Below are 21,072 nucleotides of genomic sequence, written 5' to 3' on the forward strand. Positions count from 1 at the left end.
GGAAGGCACCGCACCAGGGTAAGGGGATCAGTCACCCGCCGAGGCGGGCAGGGTCAGCGTCCCGGGGCGGGTTTCACCGCGATCACGGGGACGGCGGATCCCAGGATGATCTGCTGCGCGGAAGAACCCAGGAAGATCTTGCCCGCGGGGGACCGCCGTCGGACCCCCACCACCACGGCGTCGATCTCCGCGCGGTTGGTGGCGTCCACCAGATCCCCCACGGCATTGCGGCTGCGGGCGGCGGCATGCTCCACGCTCACGCGCTCGTACGGGATCGCGGACAGATCCGGCTCGTTCCCGTCCACGGGGAATACCACGAGGTCCGTGTCGCGACGCCGGGCTTCCTGCACGGCGAAGTCGCGGGCGGCGTGACCGGCCGGAGTCTCGGCGGCGGCAAGGATGATGGCCATGGGTCCTCTTCTCTGTGCGCGATCCATCTGGGGGGGCAGGTTCCGGGGCGGGGCGAGATCGCCCCCGGGCGGTGAACCGTTGCCGGCCCGGTGAATCCCGGGGTCCGCGTCGGTACCGCCTCCCACGTGGGGGTATGTGTATCCTAAGTCACACTTCTCGCGGCCCCGTGGGCGGCGGGAATCCCCCTTACCGCGAATCCCGGGAGAATCCATGAGCTCCACCCACTCCCCCGACCGCCGCACGTTCCTAACCTACGGTCTCGGGGGACTCGTGGCCCTGGGGGCCATCGGAACCGCGACGGCGGGGTCCATCGCATCGGCCTCCGGCGGCAACGACCTCCGTTCGTCGCTGACCATTATCGCCCCGGCGGCCGCGGGCGGCGGGTGGGACACCGTGGCCCGGGAGATGCAGCAGGCCCAACGGGCCAACGGCATCGTGAACAACACCCAGGTGGTGAACATCCCGGGTGCCGGCGGGACCATCGCGCTCGGGAACCTGGAGATCCTCTCCGGCAAGGCCAACAACCTCATGGTGGGTGGCACGGGTCAGTTGGCGGCCACCATCCAGTACGACTCCGCCACCACCTACGCGGACGTGAATCCCCTGGCCGTGGTGGTGGAGGAGTACGACGTGATCGTGGTCCCCGGCGATTCCCCGTACACGTCCCTGAAGGAACTCATGACGGCGTGGGCCAAGACCCCCGGCAAGGTCCCGTGGACCGGAGGCGGTTCCTTCGACCAGCTGGTCGTGACCGAGATGGCGATCAGTGCCGGGTTGGCACCCAAGGACATGATCTACGTGTCCTCGGACGGCGGCGGTGAATCCACCCAGGCCCTGCTCAACGGCACGGCGGCCGCCGCGGCCAGCGGGTACCCGGATTCCATCGACCAGATCGAGTCCGGGCGGTTGCGGGCCCTGGGCGTCGTGGCCCGCGAACCCGTGCCCGGGGTGGAGATCCCCACGACCGTGGAGCAGGGCTTCGACGTCACCCTGGCCAACTGGCGCTTGCTTGTGGCACCGAGTGGGATCACGCCGGAGGAGAAGACCGAGCTCGAGACCATTGTGCGGGAAACGATCGCCACACCGCAGTGGCGGGAGGCCATCGAACGCTTCAACTGGAACGAGAACGTGATCACGGGCGAGGAGCTCACCCGTTTCCTCGCGGACGAGAAGACCCGCATCCAGGGCCTCTACAAGGAGTTGGGACTGTGACATCACAGGTGACCGGGTCGACCCCGGCGTCCGCACCACCCCCGCAGGAGGCGCCGCCCTCCGCGCACCGGTCGCTGCTGTCCGAGCTGACCATGCCCTTGGTGCTCGCGGCTTTCGCGACGTACCTGCTGGTGAGCATGCTCAGCATGTCCGTCCCGGAGTCGGTGGACTTCCCCGGGCCCCGGTTCTTCCCGGCCGTGGTGACGGCAGTGATCTACGCCCTGGTGATCGTGGAGGTGCTCTCGATCCTGCGCCGCCGGTCCGCGGACCGTTCTCCTGGAGGCCACCCGACGACGTCGACGGGCAGCACCGCGCACACCTCCCCCGCCGATGACGACGCCGCACCCTCGGCGGACGATGCCGGCTACGAGTTCGTAGGTGCCTACGAGCCCGCCACGCCCCAATTCTCGTGGCGGTCCTTCGCCTGGGTGGTGGGCGGTTTCCTGGTGTTTGCACTACTGCTCGAGTTCCTGGGGTGGATCATCGGCGCCGCCGTACTGTTCTGGTGCGTGGCCCGCGGCTTTGGCTCCACCCGCCCGCTGTTCTCACTGGTCGTGGGGCTGACCGTGAGTTCCCTCGCGTACATCGCCTTCGACATGGCCCTGGGGTTGTCCCTGCCCTCCGGCCTCCTGGGGGGTGGGTTCTAGATGGAGACCCTCTCGCTGTTGCTGGACGGTTTCGCCGGGGCGCTCACCCTGCAGAACCTCTTCTGGGTGGTGCTCGGATGCTTCCTGGGCACCGCCGTGGGTGTCATGCCCGGCCTGGGGTCCTCCATGGCCGTGGCGCTGCTGCTGCCCGTGACGTTCGCCCTGGATCCCACCGCGGCGTTCATCATGTTCTCCGGCGTGTATTTCGGCGGGCTGTTCGGGGATTCCACCATGGGCATCCTCATGAACACCCCGGGGCAGGCCTCGGCCATCGCGTCCACGTTCGAGGGCCACAAGATGGCGCTCACCGGCAGAGCCCCACAAGCGCTCGCCACGGCGGCCATCGGGGCGTTCATCGGTGGTTTCGTGGCGTCCGTGGTGGTCGTGTTCTTCGCACCCTTCCTGGCCGAGTTCTCCACCCAGTTCGGTCCGGCGGAGTTCTTCGCCCTGGCCCTGTTCGCGTTCGTGGCCACGTCCTCCGTGGTGACGGACTCCGCGGTCAAGGGTCTGCTGTCCCTCGCCCTGGGACTGGGGATCGCCGTGGTGGGTATCGACTCCGTGACCGGCATCCCGCGGTTCACCATGAACTCCCCCTACCTCTTCGACGGGATCTCCCTGGTGACCGTCACGGTCGCGGTGCTCGCGCTGGGTGAGGTGATCTATTTCGCCACGACCGCCCGGTTCCAGAGCCAGGGAAGGATGCTGAAGGCCCAGGGGCGGCCCTGGTTGAGCCGCAAGGAACTGCGGGAGGCCACCCCGGCATGGTTGCGCGGCACGGCCATCGGCTTGCCGTTCGGCGTGGTCCCGGCCGGCGGCGCGGAGATCCCCACGTTCCTGGCATTCGGCGCGGAACGCAAGCTGGATCGGCGTCGTCGCGACCCGCAATTCGGCAAGGGCGCCATTCGAGGTCTTGCCGCACCCGAGGCCGCGGGCAACGCCACCACCGGTATGGCCATGGGTGCGCTGCTCGCGCTGGGCCTGCCCATCTCCGCGACCGCCGCCATCATGCTCGCCGCGTTCCGGCAGTACGGGCTGCAACCGGGACCGCTGCTGTTCGAGCGCGCCCCTGATCTCGTGTGGGCGCTGTTGGCCAGCTTCTTCATCGCGATGATCGTGCTGCTGATCATCAACCTGCCGTTCGCGATGGTGTGGGCCAAGCTACTGCTCATCCCGCGCCCGTACCTGTACGCGGGCATCACGGTGTTCTGCGGCCTGGGCATCTACGCGACGTCCGGCTCCACCTTCGACCTGCTCATGCTCCTGGGCGTGGGACTCGTCGGCTTCTTGATGCGTATGCATGATTACCCGCTCGCGCCGCTGATCATCGGGATGGTCCTGGGTCCGCTCGCGGAGACGAGCCTGCGGGACGCCCTGATCAGCGCGGACGGTGACGCCTCGGTCCTGGTGAGCGGTCCGATCATGCTCGTGCTCTACGGGGTCCTGGTGATCATCCTGCTCCTGACACTGCGCAGCAGAGTCACGAGCCGCACCCGCAGGGACGTCTGAGCCGACTCGTCTCCGGGTAAACCCCACCCTCTCCCAAGTACGGGTGCACTGATTTTGCTGAGCTAAAGCACGCAAACCCCCTCTCAGAGGGTGGTTCGCTGCTTTAGCTCAGCAAAATCACACGCCGTCGCGGTCCTCGGGGCCGGGCGGGATTGCCCGATCAGAACGGGTACTGCGGGATGTCCGGGCTCAGGGTGACCCATTGCAGCTCGGTGAACGCCTCGACGTTGGCGTCCGCCCCACCGAAGTGCACGCCCGTGCCGGAGGCCTTCATCCCACCCATGGGGGCGGTGGCCTCGTCCATCACGGTCATCTCGTTGATGTGGATCTTCCCGGCCGTGACGCGGTCGGCGACCTTCATGGCCTCCCCCACCTCGCCCAGGATCGACAGGGACAGCGCGTACTCGGAGGCGTTGGCCAGCGCCACGGCCTCGTCCACGGAGGACACCGCGATCACGGGTGCCACCGGGCCGAAGATCTCCTGGTTCCACGCCGGCATCTCAGGGGTGAGATCAGTCAGCACCGTGGGGCGATAGAACAACCCGTCGTGGGTGGCACCCGCCCGGATGGTGGCGCCGGCGATCACCGATTCCTGGACCTTGGAGTCCACGGACTTCAGCTGCTTCTCGTCGATGATCGGGCCCAGGTGGACCTGTCCCTCGGAGGGGTCGCCCACCACGAGGGCGTCCGCCTTGTCCGCGAGTCGCTGGACGTATTCCTCGTAGACGTCCCGGTGCACGATGTGCCGACCCGTGGTCATGCACACCTGACCCTGGTGGAAGAAGGTCCCCATGGCACCCACGCTCGCGGCCAGGTCCAGGTCCGCGGAGGGCAGCACGATCATCGCGTTGTTGCCACCGAGCTCCAGGTGCGTGCGCTTGAGATGCTGGGCACCGGCCGCGCCCACGTGCCGCCCCGCCTCGGTGGAACCCGTGAAGGACACGATCCGGACCTCGGGTGCGTCCACGGCGGCCGCACCGGCGTCCCCGCCGCCGGGCAGCACGTGCAGCACCCCCTCGGGAAGCCCGGCCTCCTCGAAGATGCGTGCGATCAGCACTCCGCCGGTCACGGGCGTGCGCGGGTCCGGCTTGAGCAGCACCGCATTACCGAGCGCGAGCGCGGGTGCCACGGAACGGATCGAGAGGATCAGGGGGAAGTTGAACGGGGAGATCACCGACACCACCCCGGCGGGCAGACGCCGTGCGAGCGACCAGTGCGGGTCGTCCGAGGCCAGCACCTGGCCCTTCGCGTGCGTGGGCAGCGCGGACGCCTCGAAGCATTCCTGCGCGGCCACGTGGGCCTCCATCCCGGCCTTGGGCTGGACGGCGCCGGTCTCGCGCACGACCCAGTCCACGACCTCGTCAGCGTGCTCCTCGAACAACTGCCCCGCCCGACGCAGCACGGCCGCGCGCTCGGTGGGCTTGAGCGCTGCCCAGGACTGCTGGGCCGACGACGCCGCTGTCGCCGCCCGGTACACGTCCTCCGGCGTGGCCGCACCCACGTGACCCAGGACCGCTTCCGAGGCCGGGTTCAGCACCGTGATGGGCTCACCGGAACCCTCCGTCCACTCCCCGTCGAAGATCTTCCCGTCCCATCGGCCGTCCTCGAGAATCGCCATGTCCCTTACCTCCTGGTGTGCCACGTGATGGATCTCCATTGTGCGGGAGCCGGCCCCATCCAGACCACGGGCCGGGTGATATCCGCGGCCCGCGAACGGCATGGGAGTGAGCGGGCGACCCGAGGGTGCGCGAGCGGCGTCGTCGTCCCCGAAGACGAGCCCCCTCGAGGAAGGCGCAGGCGGTCAGGGTTGCGGGTCGCGGGCGTCGTAGCGCATGAACCCGGGGAACATCCGCATGAGCAGCAGCACGAGCAGGAAGCAGATCACGGCACCCACCAGGGCGGCGAACCCGGGTCCGAGCCACTGGCCGCCGGTGCCCATCGCGGCGTCGCCCAGGCGAGGGCCGCCCGCAACCACCACGATGAAGATGCCCTGGAGCCTGCCGCGCAGCGAGTCGGGGGTGGCCGCCTGCAGGATGGTGGTGCGGAACAGCATGGACACCGAGTCCATGACCCCCGCGGCCACGAGCACCAGGCAGGACATGACGAGGGGCCACGCGGTGTCCCGACCCCAGCCGCCGGAGGCCACCAGGATCACCGCACCGAACGCCATGATGCACACGGCCCACGCGGCCACGGCGGCGGCACACCCGCAACCGTGGTGATTGATGCGAATGAATGTTCCCGAGAAGACTCCCGCGAGGACGGATCCCGCCGCGAGCGCCGCGGTGAGCAGCCCCACCGTGAACTGGTCCCCGCCCAGCACGGACGCCCCGAGCACGGGGAACAGCGCGCGGGGCATCGCGAAGATCATGGCGGCCAGGTCCAGCAGGAAAGTCATGCGCAGGTTGGGGCGGGTGGCCAGGAACCGGAACCCCTCCACGACGGAACGGAAACCGGCCTTGCTCGTGGCGCCGTCCTCCCCGGGGATGGGCGGCAGGGGTGGCAGTTTGTACATGGCCCACAGGCTCACGGCGAAGCTCAGGGCGTCCACCGTGTAGGCCCACCGGAAACCCAGTCCGGCCACCGTGAGCGCGCCCAGCAGCGGGCCCACCATGAGGCACGAGCCCATGGTCAGTTGGAACAGGGCGTTGGCGGCGGGCAGTTGTCGCATGGGGACCAGGCGCGGGACGATCGCACCGCGCACGGGCTGGTTCAGTCCCTGCGCGAAGGAGTGCAGGGCCACGATGCCGTAGAGCACCGCGACGCTCGCAATGTCCAGCCACGCGTGCGCGGCCAACGCCACGGTCATGATGAACAGGCCGAACGTGGTCCACAGGCCCGCCGAACGCCGGTCGGTGGCGTCCCCGATGCTGCCCCCGTAGAGACCCGCGATGATCAGGGGCACGAGCGCGAAGAAGCCCACCATCCCCACGGCGAACGTGGATCCGGTCAGCTCGAACACTTCCAGGCTGATCGCGATCACGGTGAACTGGCTTCCGAGCATCGACAGCGTGGACCCGATCCACAGTCGCCGGAAGGCGGGGATGTCCCGCACGGGGGCGATGTCGAGCAGGAAACGGGCCACGGGTCGATCCTAGGGGCAGGTGGGGGTGCGCACCTCACCCGTCACGATGCAAGTACGGCCCGTGCGTCCCACCCCTGAGTCCTCGTGCGTGTCCCCCGCACCACATACCCTGGGAGCACCCTTTTCCCCGGGATCACAGGAGTCCTCATGCGCACACGCGAACAGCGCCGGGCCGCGCGGTCGGCCCGCGGTTGGCCGCGGTTGCGCGTGCACGCCGTGCGCAACGGGGTGGGAGCCGTGATCCTCGGGGCGCTTCTCCTGTGGGTAACCCACGGACCCTTCCGTTTCGAGAACTTCCCGGCCGGGGACGTGGCCTGGGTCTGGCGTGTGATCGCCCTGGTCGTGGCGGTAATGCTGCCCTACGTGCTTCTGACCATGGGCGTGTATCTACTGCTCGCCGGCTTTCTGGCGACCAATAGGGCGGCGTTGGCCGCCGGGCGCGCCCGCACCGTGGTGCTCGAGCCCGAGGACCCGGAGGATCCCCCGGTCACCACGCACCGACTCTCGGAGCACACTCCCCCGGGCGTGAAGATCCGGGCCCACACGGTGCACGGTCGTCGTCACGACAACCGCTACACCCGTGATCTCCTGGGTTTACTGCCCGTTCAGTCGCCAGCGGCCCTCGCGCCCCTGGGGACGGGAATCGTGGCGCTCATCGCGGCCTCGATCTACTACTCCACGGGCTACGCCGAACCCGCGGCCGTCCTACTGCTGGGCGTGCTCTACCTCGGCTGGAAACTCTTCCGGGGTTGGCGCAGCCACCGCGTCTTCGCGGACACGCCGTGGCAGGCGCCGCGGGAAGTCGACACCGGTTCCTTCCTGCGTGTCACCCCGCTGCGGGACCAGGACACCGCACACCACCCCGTCACCCGGGTCTCCTACGTCACGGACGACGACGCCGCGGCGCCGCACGTACGGGAGCGAGCGGCGCCGTCGTCGTACGAGGTCGACGACCCGGAGGAGCCGTACGAGACCACCGACGAGCTGCCCGTGATCGAGAAGATCCGCGACCGGTATACCGAGCCCCGCCGGATGAGTGCGTCGCAGCGACGGTTGGCGGAGCGGGCGGAGCGCGAGGCGATCCGGCGGAGGCTCCCGCGCGTGGTCGAGGCCGAACGGGCGGACACGCACGCCACCGCCCCCCGGGTGGTACGTGATTCGCAGCGCACCGACCCGCGGGACGTCTATGAGACGGATCCGCAGGGGGAGGCCGCGGAGCAGGAACAGCAGCGGCTCAACCAGAAGCGCTACGAGGACCACATGCAACGCCACCGCGACAAGCGGGAGGACCGGTTGCGCAATGCGGAGGCCCGGCAGCCCGAGGAGGCGCCCTCGCTGTGGGGGTACGCCAAGAACCGGCTCACGAGGCGCGGGGACGACTCCTAACGCTCAACGACCGCCACGGGGAGCTTCTCCGGCGTGTGGCTATCGTCGCGGGGATGACTTCTTATCTCCGGCGCTTGGCTCCTCCGCATTCAACACAGTGGCACCGGGCCGGGCCCCGGCCGCCGCGGGCGCACCCAGCTGCCAGATCCGCCGCACGGTCCAGCCCAGGAGGATCACGAGCAGCACGTTACGCAGGGTCAGCACCCCGGCCATGACCGGGTTCGCGTGGATCAGCGGCGTGTAGAACAGCGGGTAGATCACGAACGTGGTCGCCGCGATGCCCAGGGTCAGTAAGGCCGGGATGCGCCACCGGACGCGGTCGTGCAGCAGACCCACCATGATCACCGGGGCCAGCCAGATCATGAACTGCGGGGAGCCCACCTTGTTGAACACGATCAGCACGATGGTCAGCAGCAAGGATCCGGCGTGGACCAGGCGCGCCCTGTCCGCACCGCGCCGCAGTGCCCGGATGAGCAGCACCGCGGCAACGAGAACGGCCATGAGCAGCAGCGGCTGCATGAGGGAAGCCATGACCTCCACACCGGGACCGTAGACCTCGGTGGAGTTGATCGCGGTGTTGTCCGCGATCCGGGAGTCGGCGAGCCCCAGGACAGCGGCCCACACCCACGGCGTGGAGAACGTGGCCTCGAGCTGCATCCCGCGGGAGCCTTGGTTGAGCAGGAAGTCCGCGATCCGCTCGATCCCGCCGAGCACCAGCACGCCCAGCACCACGAACAGCGTGACCACCACGCCCGCCGTGATGATGCGCACGCGCTGTTTGAGCGCGATGACCATGGCCAGCAGCACCGCGGCCGGCCACACCTTGATCCACGTGGCGATGCTCAGCAGCGCCGATCCCACCACCGGATGGCGCACGGCGTAGAGCAGGCCGATGAACACGATCGGCGCCGCCACACCCTCCACACGCGCGAAGCTGAGGTACCCCAGGAACACGGTGAAGACGACCCACCACCACCCGGCCAGCACACCGCTGCGCGGGGCGCGGTGGAGGAGGAACCACATGGCCACGGCGTTCAACGCGGTGATCATGAGCGTCCACGCCAGAAGGTAGAGGTCGTAGCCCGCGATCCTCGGGAACATGATGGGCACCTGCGCGAGCACGGGGTAGACCCACGAGCTGACGGAACCCTGGTCGGGCGCGTTGTACCCGGCCATCGCCCATTCGCGGTACTGCTCGGTGTCGCTGAAGGCCCACCCGTGCAGGAAGAACGTTGCCATCCAGCACAGGAAGTACACGTGCACCACCGCGAAGCCCACCCACACGGCGGCGGGGCGGTTCAGCCACTCCTGCGGACGACGGCGCTGCGGCCCGGGCCGCGCGCCCGTCACCGAGTGAGCGGCGTCGTCGGCAGAGGCAGCCTCGGGGTGCGCGGTGGCTCCGCCAGTGGGTGCCGCGGGGGCACCCGTGCGCGGCACCGAGGTGCGGTGGGCGTCCCCGGGGGCGGGAGCCGTGTCGTCGTCAGGCGTGCGGGCCGGCAACCGGGCCTCCCTTCGCGGCGGAACCGGCGGGCCCGGCGGACCCCAGCCGGTACAGCCCGCGCGCGGACCACCACAGCAGGACCACGAGCAGCAGGTTGCGCAGGGTCAGCACGCCGGCCATGACGGGGTTGTTGTGGCTCAGCGCGGTGTAGAAGAGCGGGTAGACGAAGAACGTGGCGATCGCGATCAGCACCGCGAGGAACGCCGGGGTGCGCCACACCTTCCAGTTGTGCACCAGGCCCACCGCGATCACGGGGCCCAGCCACACCATGAACTGGGGCGAGCCCACCTTGTTGAACACGATGAAGGCCGTGACCATGGTCAGCGAACCCGCGAGGAACAGGGCCGTGCGGTCCAGGGCACCGGCGTGCACGCCGCGACGCAGCCCGCGGGCGATCAGCACCACGACCACCACGGCGGCCACCACGAACAGCGGCTGCATGAGCCGGGACATCACGTCCGAGCCGGGGCCGCTGACCTGCATCGAGTTGATGTCCGTGTTCATGTACATGCGGGAATCACCCACACCCAGCACCGAGAGCCACAGCCACGGGGTGCTGAACGTGGCCTCGAGCTGCATGCCGCGGTCGCCCTGCTGGGTCATGAAGTCCGCGATCTGGCGCGGTGATCCGGACACGAACGCGGCCGCCACGGCAAACAGCGTGACCAGGATCCCGGCGAGCAACACGGCGCCGCGACGTCGTGCGGCGGTCAACAGAGCGATCACGACGGCGGCCGGCCAGACCTTGATCCACGTGGCCAGGCTGAGGATCGCGGAGGCCACGAACGGGCGGGACACCCCGTAGACCAGGCCCAGCAGCACGAGCGGGGCCGTGAGACCGTCCACGCGCGCAAAGCCCAGCCAGCCCATGAGCAGGATGAACACGAGCCACCACCAGCCAGCGGGCAGTGCGGCACGGTTACGACCCCAGTCGGTCAGCTTGCCCATGGCCACGGCGTTGAGCACCGCGATGATGAGCACCCACAGGAAGAAGTACGGGCCCGGTCCCGCGATGCCCGCGAGTCCCATGGGGATCTGCGCGAGCACGGGGTACACCCAGGGGCTGGGACCGTACGCGATGTTGCGGTCGTCGAAACCCGCTTCCGCCCACGCGCGGTAGATGTTGGTGTCGCTGAAGGCATTGCCCTGCAGCGAGACGATCAGGGCAAAGATCAGGAAGCCCACGTGCACCAGCAGGAACCCCACGAGCAGCGCGCCCGGTGTCATCAGACGATCCTGCGCGGCGCGGGGGAGCACGGCGTCCCGTGCCCGGGTGGCGGCCGTGAAATATCTCTCTGTGGGCACGGATGAGGTCCTTGTCCGAATGCGCGCGGGATTCTGTTCTGGTCCGGGGGTGTGCACTGGTCCTGTTCGGGGGCGTGCGGCGCCCGAGGGTCCCGGCGCCTCGGACATACCGGTTCCGATTCTATGGGGAACCACTCCGGGGACCGCATACGGCACCATGATGCGCTCACCCCGCCCCCAGGGAACCCCCAGAACGCGCACTGTTCGAGTGCAAACCGTCCTGTAAAGTCAGGGGTCGGAGCCGCTGGACACCTCGGCTCGCCCACCACTGGTTGGCTGAGGGGGCTGGAATCCATGACCGCGACCGGTTCTCGCCCCTCTCCCGCGCACACCGGCTCCACCGCCAAGAATGATTCGCGCGCCCACATGGCGATCATCCAGGGCGTCATTGGTTCGCTCATGATGCTCGTGGGGTCCGTGGGGACCGGGTGGATCGCCAACGGCTCCCCCATGGTCCGGCACCCCCTGGTCATCGAACTGCGCGTGAACGTGTGGGGCGTGTACGGGTGCACCGTGCTGCTCACCGTGGGCGCCATGCTGCTCATCCGATCGTGGTTGCGCCTCGGTCAACGCCTGCGGGGATGGCCGCACGGGTCGTTGCGCACCGTGATGATCGCCGTGATCGCATGGTCCCTGCCCCTGTTCCTCGCCGTTCCCATCTACTCGCGGGACGTGTACGCGTACATCGGTCAGGGCCGGTTGATGCTGGCCGGCAAGGACCCGTACGTGGAGGGGATCTCCTCGCTCGACAACTGGTTCATGCTGGGCGCGGATCCGGAATGGGCGGAGGCCCGCACCCCGTACGGCCCCTACTTCCTGTGGATCGCCGCCGGGGTCGTCCGGTTGACCAACGCCCAGCCGGACGCCTCCGTGATGCTGTTCCGGGCGGTGGCGTACGTGGGAGTGGTGCTGTGCATGATCTACGTGCCCAAGCTCGCGCGCCTGCACGGGATCAACGGTGCCCGGGCTCTCTGGATCGCCGTGGCCAACCCGCTGTTCCTCATCAGCTTCGTGGCCAGCGCCCACAACGACGCACTCATGGTGGGCCTCGCCGTGGCCGGCGTATACGCCGCGGCCACAAAATATCCCCTGCTGGGCATACTTCTGGTCACGGGGTCCATCGGGATCAAACCCATCACCATCCTGCTGCTGCCGTTCATCGGTCTGCTCTGGGCGGGCAAGGGTGCCTCGTGGCCGCGGCGGTTCGTCATCTGGGCGGCCACCGCGCTCCTCAGTTTCGGGATCCTCGCGGTGAGCGGTTACGCGGATAACCTCGGTCTGGGCTGGGCCTGGGCCCTGTTGGACCCCACCCCGGGGTACACGGGGTACTCGCCGTCCGGGTTCCTGGGACAACAGGTGGAGCGCGTGGGAAACTTCTTCGGCCAACCGGGGGACGCCCTCGCATCGGTGTTCCGTCAGGTGCTGCAGTACGCGGCCATCGCCCTGGTCCTCGTGCTGATGTTCGTGGGCGGGGACCGCAGGATCGTGCGGCGGATGGCCCTCGCGTTCTCCGCCGTGGTGCTGCTGTCCCCCATCATCCAGCCCTGGTACATCCTGTGGCTCATCCCCCTGCTGGCCGCGACCGGCATCAAGGACAACTGGCAAATCCGCATCCTGTACATCGTGATCACGTTCTTCGTGGTCTTCGGTGCCCAGGACCAGCTGTCCGTGTGGCCGTTCATCGACCTCAGCGTGAGCGTGTCCCAGGTGGCGTTCGTGATCACGGTGGCCTTCACGCTCTACCTGGCGCTGATCGATCCCCGCACCCGCACCCTGCTGACCCACGGTGGGTTCCGGGGCTGGGTGGATCCCGGCCCCCCTCAGGTGGCCGCGGGTACGACGGCGCACAAGGACTAACGCAGGCCCCTGAGCCTTTCGAGCTCGCGGCGGTCCTTCTTGGTGGGCCGCCCCGCCCCACGGTCCCGGCGGGCCACCGGCACGCTGAGTTCCGCGGGCCGCGGCGGGGAGTGGTCGATGTAGCACTGGGCCGCCACAGGGGCGCCCACACGCTTGACGATGAGCTTGGTGACCTGGAACTCCTGCTGCCACCCCGGGCGGCGCACACTCACCCGATCCCCCACCCGCACCGGCTGGGCGGCCTTCACGGGGGCGCCGTTGAGCCGCACGTGTCCCGCGCGGCACGCGGTCGTGGCGGCGGAGCGGGTCTTGAACAACCGCACCGACCACAACCACACGTCCAGGCGGGCGCTACCGGGTTCGTTGGCTGGGGCGTTCATGGGGTCCACGGTACTCGGGGACGACGACGTCGCTCCCGCCTGCCCCCAGTGGGGTCAATGGATCACCCGGGTCATGAACCATCACCAAACCATCCCTGTGCTGGTTTCGGCGCGCACACGGGAACCCCTGGCTCTTTGTGAGCAATATCACGCCGCGGTGGGTACGGTGGGAGCGGGGCTTCACAAGGACGTGAGCCCCGAAGCATCTGCGAAAGACGCAGAGGCAGTTGAGAACGGGGGTTGAGCACTCATGCTCAAGAACTTCATTAACAACACCTATGTGGAATCCGCATCCGAGGAATCCTTCGACCTGGTCAACCCGGCTACCGGTGAGGTGACGGAACAGTCCCCCAACTCGAACGAGCAAGATGTGAATGCCGCGTACGAGGCAGCCGCTAAAGCATCGAAGACATGGGGGCGCATGACCCCCGGTGCGCGACAACTCGCCATGCTGCGCATCGCCGACGCCCTCGAAGCACGGGGGTCCGAACTCGTGGACGCGCAATCTCGCAACACGGGCCAACCCAAGTACCTGATCCAGTCCGAGGAAGTCGATGTCTCCGCGGACCAGATCCGCTTCTTCGCCGGCGCAGCCCGCTTGATGGAGGGCCTCGCGAGTGGCGAATACATGGAGGGTCTCAACTCCGTGATCCGCCGGGAACCGATCGGCGTGGTGGGCCAGGTGACGCCGTGGAACTATCCCCTCATGATGGCCGTCTGGAAAGTGGGGCCAGCCCTGGCCGCAGGCAACACCATCGTGTTGAAACCATCGGACACGACTCCGGAGTCGACACTGCTGTTCGCTGAAATCGCCTCGGAGTTCCTTCCTGAAGGCACCTTCAACATCGTCCTGGGCGATGCCAAGACCGGGGAAACGGTCGTGTCACACCGCACGGCGGGACTCGTCTCCATCACCGGCTCGATCCGAGCCGGTCTGGCTGTCGCCGCATCCGCAGCGAAGAACCTCACGCGCGCTCACTTGGAACTGGGCGGAAAGGCGCCCTGCGTGGTGTTCGGGGACGCGGACCTGGACTCCGCCGCCGCCACGCTCGCAGAAGCCGGTTTCTTCAACGCCGGCCAGGACTGCACCGCCTCCACCCGCATCCTCGTGGAGGGATCGGTCCGTGACGAGTTCCTGGAGAAGATCACCCAGGCCGCGAAGGACACGGCATTCGGCACCCCGGACAAGGAGGACATCCTCTACGGCCCGCTCAACAACGCCAAGCAGCTCGAACAGGTGTCCGGGTTCATCGATCGTTTGCCGGAGCACGCCACCGTGACCACGGGTGGCAAGCAGGCGGACGGGCCCGGCTTCTTCTTCGAGCCGACCATCGTGGCGGATCTCAAGCAGGAGGACGAGGCCATTCAGAATGAGATCTTCGGTCCCGTCATCACCGTCCAGACCTTCTCCACGGAGGAGCAGGCCGTGGAGATGGCGAACGGGGTGGAATACGGATTGGCGTCGTCCGTGTGGACCAAGGATCACGGCCGCGCGTTGCGGATGTCCCGCGATCTGGACTACGGCTGCGTATGGATCAACACCCACATCCCGTTGGTCGCCGAGATGCCCCACGGCGGCTTCAAGCACTCCGGCTACGGCAAGGACCTCTCCAAGTACGCCGTGGAGGAGTACACCCGCGTCAAGCACGTGATGAGCTCGTTGGACTGACGGCGGGAACGAACGAGGGAAGGAGCGCATCATGACCGACATTCGAGAACTCGTGCTCACCGCTGACCGCGAGCTGTTCACCGAGCACGACCTGAGCACCCTGGACCGCAATTTCGCCGAGGACTACGTGGAGCATTCGCCGCTCGTGGCCAACGGTAAGGAAGGCCTGCGGGAGCTGGTCACCGACGCGGGCGAGGGTCTGAGGCACGACGTCGCGCGCGTAGTCGTGGACGAAAAGGCCGGTTTGGTCGCGCTGCACGGTGCCTATCCCGGGTTGGATCCGGACACCGTGTTCGTGGGGTTCGACATCTACCGCGTGGCCGACGGCAAGATCGTGGAGCACTGGGACGGCCTGGTGGATCAGACACCACCCAACGAGTCGGGCCACACCCAGCTGGACGGCCCCACGGAGGTGGACGCATCCGCCGACACCGAGGCCAACAGGGAGTTCGTCAAGCGGGCCTGGGCTACGTTCTTACAGGGCCAGGACTACGACGCTGCGGGCGATTTCACGCGTTCGGACGGGCGGTTCACGCAGCACTCGGGTGACATCGCCGACGGTGTGCAGAACATGGTCGACTTCTTGAAACACCTCAAGGAGGACGGCTCTGCACTGACCTACGACACATTGCACCGCACGGTGGCTGACGGGAACTTCGTCCTGACGTTCTCGGAAGGATCCATCGCCGGTGACCGCCACTTCTTCTGTGAACTGTGGCGCATCGAGGACGGCGCGTGGGTCGAACTGTGGGACGCCATCGGACCGGTTCCGTCGGATGACGAACTGGCGCACCCGCACGGTGCGTTCACGTCGGTAGCGGACTGAACCTGACCGAGACGACCTGACAATGCAGTGGCCCCGTGGACGCGTGATGGCGTCCACGGGGCCACTGCCCGATCTGTTCCAGTGATCGAGGAGCACATCATCCGGGACCGTCAGCGCCCGGGCCCGCCGTGACCTCCGGCGTCCGCAGGGGCACCCCCTGAGGGAGCGGCGTCGTCGTGGGCATGGTCGTGACCCTCGTGGGAAACGTGTCCGTGCGCCTTCTCCTCCCGCGCCGGAGCCTCCGGTTTGCCCGTCACCACCGCGAGTTCCACCGGCGTCTGCGGCAGGTCGATGGTCTTGGCCACTTCACCCTTGGTTAGATCCACCACGTGCAGTTTCTTGTTCTGCGCGTCGGTCACGTAGGCGCTCGAGCCGGCCACCTTGATCGCGGGACCCGCCTCCTGCCAGTCCGCCTTCTCCTCCCACGGCTGGATCACGTCGATCTTCCGGACCACCTTTCCGGACTCCACGTCGATCACGTTGAGCTTGCCGTCGTACGTGAGCACCAAAGCCTCACCCTCCGGCCCGCGGGCCAGCGAACGGAACCAGTAGGACGAGCTCAGGTCCACCAGCCGGTGCGACCCGTCCCGGGTGTCGAAGAGGGCCACTCGCGTGGGGCGCTCCTGCTCGGCATCCTCGTCCACCTTGTAGTCGCCGAGCACGATCGGCGACCTCTCCGAACCTGCGAGGTTGCCCGAGCGCGCGTAGGCGTCCGCCACGGCCACCTTGTGGAACGTCCCGTCCCGATAGATCACGGGCCCGTTCTCGCAACCCGCCATCACGGTGTCGGTGCTCGCTCCCGGCGCGGCCGCCGCCTCACCGTGCACGCCCGGGCAGTCCGTCGTCTCGGCCTTGACGGCGCCGTCCTTTCCAAGCACGCGCACGGTGTGCCGTTCATCCTCCGTGCCCTGGGTCGTGAACAGCGGGACGTCGGCCAGCTCGAGCGCCACCCCGTGGTGCGGGTGGTGAGCATGACTGCGGGAGGCTCCATGACCTACCCCCGTGCATCGCCCAATCAATGGCCGGCATTCCCTGTCCGCTTCGAAGAAGAAATACGAATGAAGTACCACACTATTTTCATGAGGGTCATCCCGCTAGACTGAATCCTTATAGCTACGTACGACAATGGACTTCACGAGGCGCGAGAAGTGAATAATGGATCACCTGGCCATTCTTATCCGTTTGATACTGCTTATCCCTCTGGTTGCTGGCCTCATTTACTTTTTCGGAAGTGTCCTTAAATCCGCACTGTTCGGCGGCTCCAACCGGCCATCCGACCCGGATGATCCCCACCGGCGCCGATGACCAAGCGCAAGAGACGCCGGATATTGGGGCGCGGCCCCGCAATACACGTAATGCACGTAATGCAGTCATAAATCCAGTCATAAATATCCCACCCATAAGGGCTGGATGCACCCTCGGCACCTCCCATGGCGATAACCCACTGCCACCCAGTTCCACCAAATCAAAGATCGCATAGAATTTTCCCGGCAGTACAACCGCCATTCCCGCTTCGGCATTTCTGTTCGAGGTAATTCGCCCCCACCCCTGGACGCCGGCGCCAGCATTCGGGGCATGATGGGACCACCCGTCACCGTCGCGAGGAGCCGCAGCATGAGCCCGTCACCGCACACCGTGGGAATCATCGGTCTCGGATCCATGGGCAAGCCCATGGCCGGGCACATCATCAGCGCCGGGCACGACGTGGTGGTTCTGCATCGCAGCCTCCACAAGGCCCCGGGGGCCCGCGCGGTGGACACGCCGCGGCGCATGGCGCGCCAGTGCGACGTCGTGATCCTGTTGGTGCCCGGCGCCCCGGAAATCGACGGCGTGCTGGAAGAACTCGCTGAGGGCGCCCGCGAGCGCGACGCCGACCACGACCGCCTGGTCCTGGCGATCAGCTCCACCGTCTCCCCCGTGGACATCACCCGCTGGCACCGGGACACCTCGGGTGTCGAGTTCGTGGACGCGCCCATCAGCGGCGGGGAGGCCGGGGCGATCCGCGGGGACCTGTCCGTCATGGTGGGCGGCGACGACGCCGCCGCCGGCCTGGTCTCGGACGTCCTGTCCTCGTGCGGTCGCCCCGTCCACCTGGGGCCGCTGGGGGCCGGGCAGGTAGCGAAGGCGTGCAACCAGCTGATCTGCGCGGCGGAGATCGTGGCGATCTCCGAGGCCAGCGTCGTGGCCGAACGGGCCGGACTGGACCTGGCCACACTGCTGGACCTGCTCCAGGGCGGCTACGCGGGATCCACCATCCTGGCGGACAAGACCCCCAAGCTCGTGGGCCACGACTACTCGGTGTCCGCGCAGGCGGCCTTCGTGCACAAGGACGTCTCCGCGTACCTGGATGCCGCCCGCGCCACCGGAACCACGTCGGTGCTGGGCGGGCCCATCGCGGCCGCGGCGCAACAGCTCATCGACTCGGGACTGGGCGAGCAGGACTCCGCGGTGTTCCAGAAGTGGATCGCGGACAGAACCGAGAAGTGAACGACCTGGGACCCACCCCTGAGAACACCTGTGCCCCGATAATGCACGCCACAGCGTCGTAGCGTGCATTATCGGGGCAGGAATGTAGTGAGGGGCCCTGAACCCTACTTGTAGAACCGGTTCAGGAAGCGCGCCACCACCGCGGGGCGCTCCTCCCCCTCGATCTCGATCGTCGCATCCGCCACGAGGTGCAGGCCGTTGCCCTTGACCTCCGAGACCTCCGAGACCTCCGCGATGGTCACGGTCATCCGGATGCGTGCGCCCACCTTCACCGGTGAGGTGAAACGGACCTTGTCCACGCCGTAGCTGACCTTGGTCTTCACGTCGGACACGTCGAAGAGCTCGGACCACATGGGGATCAGCAGCGACAGGGTCAAGAACCCGTGTGCGATGGGCCCACCGAACGGACCGTCCGCGGCCTTCTCCGGATCGGTGTGGATCCACTGGTGGTCATCGGTGGCGTCCGCGAACAGGTTCACCTGGTCCTGGGTGATCTCGCGCCACTCGGAGTAGCCCGAATCCTTCCCTGCGAGCTCGGCCACCTCGTCGAACAGAACAACGGTCTTGGCGGTCATGACATGTTCCCTCTGGGGTTCTGCTCCGGCGGTGATGGGCGTCACCGCATGTTTCTTTCATGGGACCGTATTTAATTGAGATTGCCAACGGTTAAGATTATCCACGACGATCCTTCGGCGGACGGTCCCACCCCCGCCCACCGCACGGAGCACGTCACGACACGACACCCAGGAGCAGCGACATGACCACCCCCCTTCCGCAGGACGCCCTTGACCCGGCGCCGGACCTGAGGACGAGTGATCTCGCGAGCGAGCCGGTGTTTCTCATGGCCCGGGCGAGTTCCCTGGGCTCCGCGTCCGCCAACCGGGCCCTGGGGGAACTGGACCTGAAGGTGCGCCACTACTCCGCGCTGTCCCTCGTGTGTTCGGACCTGCACCCGTCCCAGCGGGAGCTGAGCAGGTACCTGGTCCTGGACCCCAGCCAGATCGTGCTGATCGTGGACTCCCTCGAACACCGCGGGGCCGTGGTGCGGCGCACCGATCCCAATGATCGCCGCTCCAAGTTGATCGAGCCCACGGACGAGGGCCGCGAGCTCTACCGGCGTGCGCGCGCCGCGGTGGACCGCTGCACGGACGGGACAATGGCACCCCTGAGCGAGGACGAACGGGCCACCCTGTTGGACTTGCTGCAGCGCGTGGCACTGGGCTGAGCGCACCGTCATACGGCCCCGCCCGCCCCGGGATTCCGGGTGTTCACGCCCGCGAACACGTACCGTGGAACCAGCACACTCGACTCCCCCGCGCTCCCCCTACCGATCGAGGTCACGCACCATGCGCTCCGCCGCCCCCGCCGCCCTTTCCGCCCTCTGCGCCATGCTGCTGCTCACCGGTTGCGGTTCCGGCGGCGACGCGGGGGGCGACGACGCCGCGAACGGTACCGCAGCGACGTCGTCCACCGCGACCGAACAGCCCAGCGCGACACCCACGCCCACCCAGCCGCCAGAGCTGATCGGCGGGGGCACCACCCTGTTCCCCGAGCGCCGGTTCGTGGCGCTCTACGGACACCCGGGCACCCCGGGGCTGGGCGCGCTGGGTGAGCAGGGGCCGGAGGAATCCGCCGAGCGGGCAATCGAGCTGGCCAAGCAGTACGAGCCCTACAGCCAGGAGAAAGTGATCCCGGCGTTCGAGATCATCGCGACCACCGCTTCCTCCGACCCGGGACCGGACGGCGACTTCTCCAGCGAGGCTCCCGTGGAGCGCCTCATGCCGTACATCGAGGCCGCGCAGAAGCACGGGATCTACGTGGTCCTGGACCTGCAGCCCGGCCGCTCGGACTTCTTGTCCCAGGCCAAGCGGTACGAGGAACTGCTCAAGCGGCCCAACGTGGGCCTGGCCCTGGACCCTGAGTGGCGGCTGGGGCCCGGGCAGTATCCGCTGCAGCAGATCGGGTCCGTGAGCGCTCAGGAGATCAACGAGACCACGCAGTGGCTCGCCCGGCTCACGGCCGAGAACGGCCTACCCCAGAAGACCCTGATCCTGCACCAGTTCTCCATGCCCATGATCCAGAACCGTGAGGCCATCACGACGGACCACCCCGAGCTCGCGTTCCTCCTGCACGCGGACGGACACGGCACCCCGGATCTGAAGATGTCCACGTGGGACGCTCTGCAGCACGAGCTGCCCCGGGGGATCCGCATGGCGTGGAAGAACTTCTACGACGAGGACACCCCCACGTTCACCCCCAAGCAGACCTTCGAGCTGACGCCCAAGCCGTGGTTCGTGTCCTACCAGTGAGCCGCTCGGGCTGGCGGAGTCTTTTGGTTCGGCAGACACCGCGGTTCCGGGGAGTCGCCCGGGCCGGAAGGCCCGCCGCGCCCGAGGTTTTGAAGCGGGTGCTCCCAGGAAATTGTTCCGCGCCATGTCTTCCCCCGGCCGGGACGTCGGGTCTAGATTATGAGGACCTGTTCGCTCCACGGAAGGAAGTGCCTATGGGACTCGGTGACAAGATCAGTAATGCTGCGGAGAAGGCTTCCGGTTCCGCCAAGGAAAAGCTTGGTGACGCCACGGACAACGCAGATCTGCAAGCTGAGGGTGCCGGGGAGAAAGCTTCCGGTGGCGCCAAGCAGTCCGTGGAGAACATCAAAGACGCCGGCAAGAATCTGAAGGACGGGCTGGGCTGAGATCCGCACCCGCCACCTTTCGACCGGGGGGCCCTCGTCGTGAACACGACGGGGGCCTTTCGTCTGCCCGCCCCACCGCCGGCAACGGCGCCTGTCGTGCACTCC

The 21,072-nt window shown here is 67.7% G+C and carries 19 protein-coding genes; 11 read left to right on the plus strand and 8 right to left on the minus strand.

Translation table 11 applies throughout. From position 1 onward, the window contains the following. Positions 1–53: 53 nt before the first annotated feature. Entirely contained in the window at positions 54–410 is a 357-nt protein-coding gene (locus J1M36_RS04975; RefSeq protein ID WP_206478775.1) for a universal stress protein, read from the minus strand. A gap of 211 nt (positions 411–621) precedes the next feature. Here J1M36_RS04975 and J1M36_RS04980 point away from each other — a divergent pair, with 211 nt between their 5' ends. From J1M36_RS04980 to J1M36_RS04990, 3 genes are read left to right on the plus strand one after another with little or no spacing between them, the layout of a single operon-like run. After that, on the plus strand, positions 622–1,623 hold the full coding sequence (locus J1M36_RS04980) for a tripartite tricarboxylate transporter substrate binding protein (RefSeq protein ID WP_193519144.1): 1,002 nt from the start codon (positions 622–624) through the stop codon (positions 1,621–1,623). Continuing rightward, a complete protein-coding gene (locus J1M36_RS04985) occupies positions 1,620–2,270 on the plus strand; it encodes a tripartite tricarboxylate transporter TctB family protein (RefSeq protein WP_260850477.1) in 651 nt (216 codons plus the stop codon). The genes J1M36_RS04980 and J1M36_RS04985 overlap by 4 nt, the downstream gene beginning before the upstream one ends. Continuing rightward, a complete protein-coding gene (locus J1M36_RS04990) occupies positions 2,271–3,776 on the plus strand; it encodes a tripartite tricarboxylate transporter permease (protein ID WP_206478776.1) in 1,506 nt (501 codons plus the stop codon). Positions 3,777–3,936: 160 nt separating this feature from the next. On the opposite strand, the gene J1M36_RS04995 is transcribed toward J1M36_RS04990, so the two are convergent. Further along, positions 3,937–5,394, minus strand: coding sequence for a benzaldehyde dehydrogenase (locus J1M36_RS04995; RefSeq protein WP_206478777.1), 1,458 nt, complete (start codon positions 5,392–5,394; stop codon positions 3,937–3,939). A gap of 183 nt (positions 5,395–5,577) precedes the next feature. Next, the gene (locus J1M36_RS05000) at positions 5,578–6,861 is read right to left on the minus strand and encodes an MFS transporter (RefSeq protein WP_206478778.1); all 1,284 of its coding nucleotides are present in this window, start codon (positions 6,859–6,861) and stop codon (positions 5,578–5,580) included. A gap of 147 nt (positions 6,862–7,008) precedes the next feature. Between J1M36_RS05000 and J1M36_RS05005 the strand changes: the two genes are divergently transcribed. Beyond that, a complete protein-coding gene (locus J1M36_RS05005; RefSeq protein WP_206478779.1) occupies positions 7,009–8,247 on the plus strand; it encodes a hypothetical protein in 1,239 nt (412 codons plus the stop codon). 39 nt (positions 8,248–8,286) lie between these two features. On the opposite strand, the gene J1M36_RS05010 is transcribed toward J1M36_RS05005, so the two are convergent. Together J1M36_RS05010 and J1M36_RS05015 are read right to left on the minus strand one after the other, a co-directional pair. Continuing rightward, a complete protein-coding gene (locus J1M36_RS05010) occupies positions 8,287–9,597 on the minus strand; it encodes a glycosyltransferase 87 family protein (protein ID WP_206478835.1) in 1,311 nt (436 codons plus the stop codon). A gap of 130 nt (positions 9,598–9,727) precedes the next feature. Next, positions 9,728–11,053, minus strand: coding sequence for a glycosyltransferase family 87 protein (locus J1M36_RS05015; protein WP_342358287.1), 1,326 nt, complete (start codon positions 11,051–11,053; stop codon positions 9,728–9,730). Positions 11,054–11,347: 294 nt separating this feature from the next. On the opposite strand from J1M36_RS05015, the gene mptB reads away from it, so the two are divergent. Continuing rightward, complete coding sequence (gene mptB, locus J1M36_RS05020) at positions 11,348–12,910, plus strand: polyprenol phosphomannose-dependent alpha 1,6 mannosyltransferase MptB (RefSeq protein WP_064846412.1); 1,563 nt, start codon at positions 11,348–11,350, stop codon at positions 12,908–12,910. Here the strand turns inward: mptB and J1M36_RS05025 are convergent. After that, the gene (locus J1M36_RS05025; RefSeq protein ID WP_035960951.1) at positions 12,907–13,290 is read right to left on the minus strand and encodes an RNA-binding S4 domain-containing protein; all 384 of its coding nucleotides are present in this window, start codon (positions 13,288–13,290) and stop codon (positions 12,907–12,909) included. The genes mptB and J1M36_RS05025 overlap by 4 nt on opposite strands. A gap of 250 nt (positions 13,291–13,540) precedes the next feature. Here J1M36_RS05025 and J1M36_RS05030 point away from each other — a divergent pair, with 250 nt between their 5' ends. Together J1M36_RS05030 and J1M36_RS05035 are read left to right on the plus strand one after the other, a co-directional pair. Further along, positions 13,541–14,959: a gamma-aminobutyraldehyde dehydrogenase gene (locus tag J1M36_RS05030; RefSeq protein ID WP_085106739.1), complete on the plus strand. Its 1,419-nt coding sequence runs from the start codon at positions 13,541–13,543 to the stop codon at positions 14,957–14,959. Positions 14,960–14,990: 31 nt separating this feature from the next. Beyond that, a complete protein-coding gene (locus J1M36_RS05035) occupies positions 14,991–15,785 on the plus strand; it encodes a nuclear transport factor 2 family protein (protein ID WP_206478781.1) in 795 nt (264 codons plus the stop codon). A gap of 110 nt (positions 15,786–15,895) precedes the next feature. On the opposite strand, the gene J1M36_RS05040 is transcribed toward J1M36_RS05035, so the two are convergent. Then, positions 15,896–16,735 carry a hypothetical protein gene (locus tag J1M36_RS05040; protein ID WP_241246870.1) on the minus strand — a complete coding sequence of 280 codons (840 nt, stop codon included), beginning with the start codon at positions 16,733–16,735 and terminating at the stop codon, positions 15,896–15,898. A 664-nt stretch (positions 16,736–17,399) separates the two neighbouring features. Between J1M36_RS05040 and J1M36_RS05045 the strand changes: the two genes are divergently transcribed. Further along, complete coding sequence (locus tag J1M36_RS05045; protein ID WP_206478782.1) at positions 17,400–18,272, plus strand: NAD(P)-dependent oxidoreductase; 873 nt, start codon at positions 17,400–17,402, stop codon at positions 18,270–18,272. Between the two features lie 104 nt (positions 18,273–18,376). Here the strand turns inward: J1M36_RS05045 and J1M36_RS05050 are convergent, their stop codons facing one another. Further along, positions 18,377–18,847 (minus strand): MaoC family dehydratase, encoded by a 471-nt coding sequence (locus J1M36_RS05050; RefSeq protein WP_206478783.1) that lies wholly within the window; start codon positions 18,845–18,847, stop codon positions 18,377–18,379. A 182-nt stretch (positions 18,848–19,029) separates the two neighbouring features. Here J1M36_RS05050 and J1M36_RS05055 point away from each other — a divergent pair, with 182 nt between their 5' ends. From J1M36_RS05055 to J1M36_RS05065, 3 genes are all read left to right on the plus strand, one after another. Next, positions 19,030–19,497: a MarR family transcriptional regulator gene (locus J1M36_RS05055; protein WP_098053887.1), complete on the plus strand. Its 468-nt coding sequence runs from the start codon at positions 19,030–19,032 to the stop codon at positions 19,495–19,497. A gap of 121 nt (positions 19,498–19,618) precedes the next feature. After that, positions 19,619–20,581 carry a hypothetical protein gene (locus J1M36_RS05060; protein ID WP_206478784.1) on the plus strand — a complete coding sequence of 321 codons (963 nt, stop codon included), beginning with the start codon at positions 19,619–19,621 and terminating at the stop codon, positions 20,579–20,581. Between the two features lie 194 nt (positions 20,582–20,775). Then, entirely contained in the window at positions 20,776–20,967 is a 192-nt protein-coding gene (locus J1M36_RS05065) for a CsbD family protein (protein WP_035965533.1), read from the plus strand. The last annotated feature ends 105 nt before the right edge of the window (positions 20,968–21,072 follow it).

The sequence above is a fragment of the Kocuria sp. KRD140 genome (genome assembly GCF_017168375.1).
Taxonomy (GTDB): Bacteria; Actinomycetota; Actinomycetes; order Actinomycetales; family Micrococcaceae; genus Kocuria; species Kocuria marina.

Coding starts and splice junctions, on each gene's coding strand:
- J1M36_RS04975 (WP_206478775.1), bottom strand. CDS start 410: ATGGCCATCATCCTTGCCGCCGCCGAGACTCCGGCCGGTCACGCCGCC.
- J1M36_RS04980 (WP_193519144.1), top strand. CDS start 622: ATGAGCTCCACCCACTCCCCCGACCGCCGCACGTTCCTAACCTACGGT.
- J1M36_RS04990 (WP_206478776.1), top strand. CDS start 2,271: ATGGAGACCCTCTCGCTGTTGCTGGACGGTTTCGCCGGGGCGCTCACC.
- J1M36_RS04995 (WP_206478777.1), bottom strand. CDS start 5,394: ATGGCGATTCTCGAGGACGGCCGATGGGACGGGAAGATCTTCGACGGG.
- J1M36_RS05005 (WP_206478779.1), top strand. CDS start 7,009: ATGCGCACACGCGAACAGCGCCGGGCCGCGCGGTCGGCCCGCGGTTGG.
- mptB (WP_064846412.1), top strand. CDS start 11,348: ATGACCGCGACCGGTTCTCGCCCCTCTCCCGCGCACACCGGCTCCACC.
- J1M36_RS05025 (WP_035960951.1), bottom strand. CDS start 13,290: ATGAACGCCCCAGCCAACGAACCCGGTAGCGCCCGCCTGGACGTGTGG.
- J1M36_RS05030 (WP_085106739.1), top strand. CDS start 13,541: ATGCTCAAGAACTTCATTAACAACACCTATGTGGAATCCGCATCCGAG.
- J1M36_RS05035 (WP_206478781.1), top strand. CDS start 14,991: ATGACCGACATTCGAGAACTCGTGCTCACCGCTGACCGCGAGCTGTTC.
- J1M36_RS05045 (WP_206478782.1), top strand. CDS start 17,400: ATGAGCCCGTCACCGCACACCGTGGGAATCATCGGTCTCGGATCCATG.
- J1M36_RS05050 (WP_206478783.1), bottom strand. CDS start 18,847: ATGACCGCCAAGACCGTTGTTCTGTTCGACGAGGTGGCCGAGCTCGCA.
- J1M36_RS05055 (WP_098053887.1), top strand. CDS start 19,030: ATGACCACCCCCCTTCCGCAGGACGCCCTTGACCCGGCGCCGGACCTG.
- J1M36_RS05060 (WP_206478784.1), top strand. CDS start 19,619: ATGCGCTCCGCCGCCCCCGCCGCCCTTTCCGCCCTCTGCGCCATGCTG.
- J1M36_RS05065 (WP_035965533.1), top strand. CDS start 20,776: ATGGGACTCGGTGACAAGATCAGTAATGCTGCGGAGAAGGCTTCCGGT.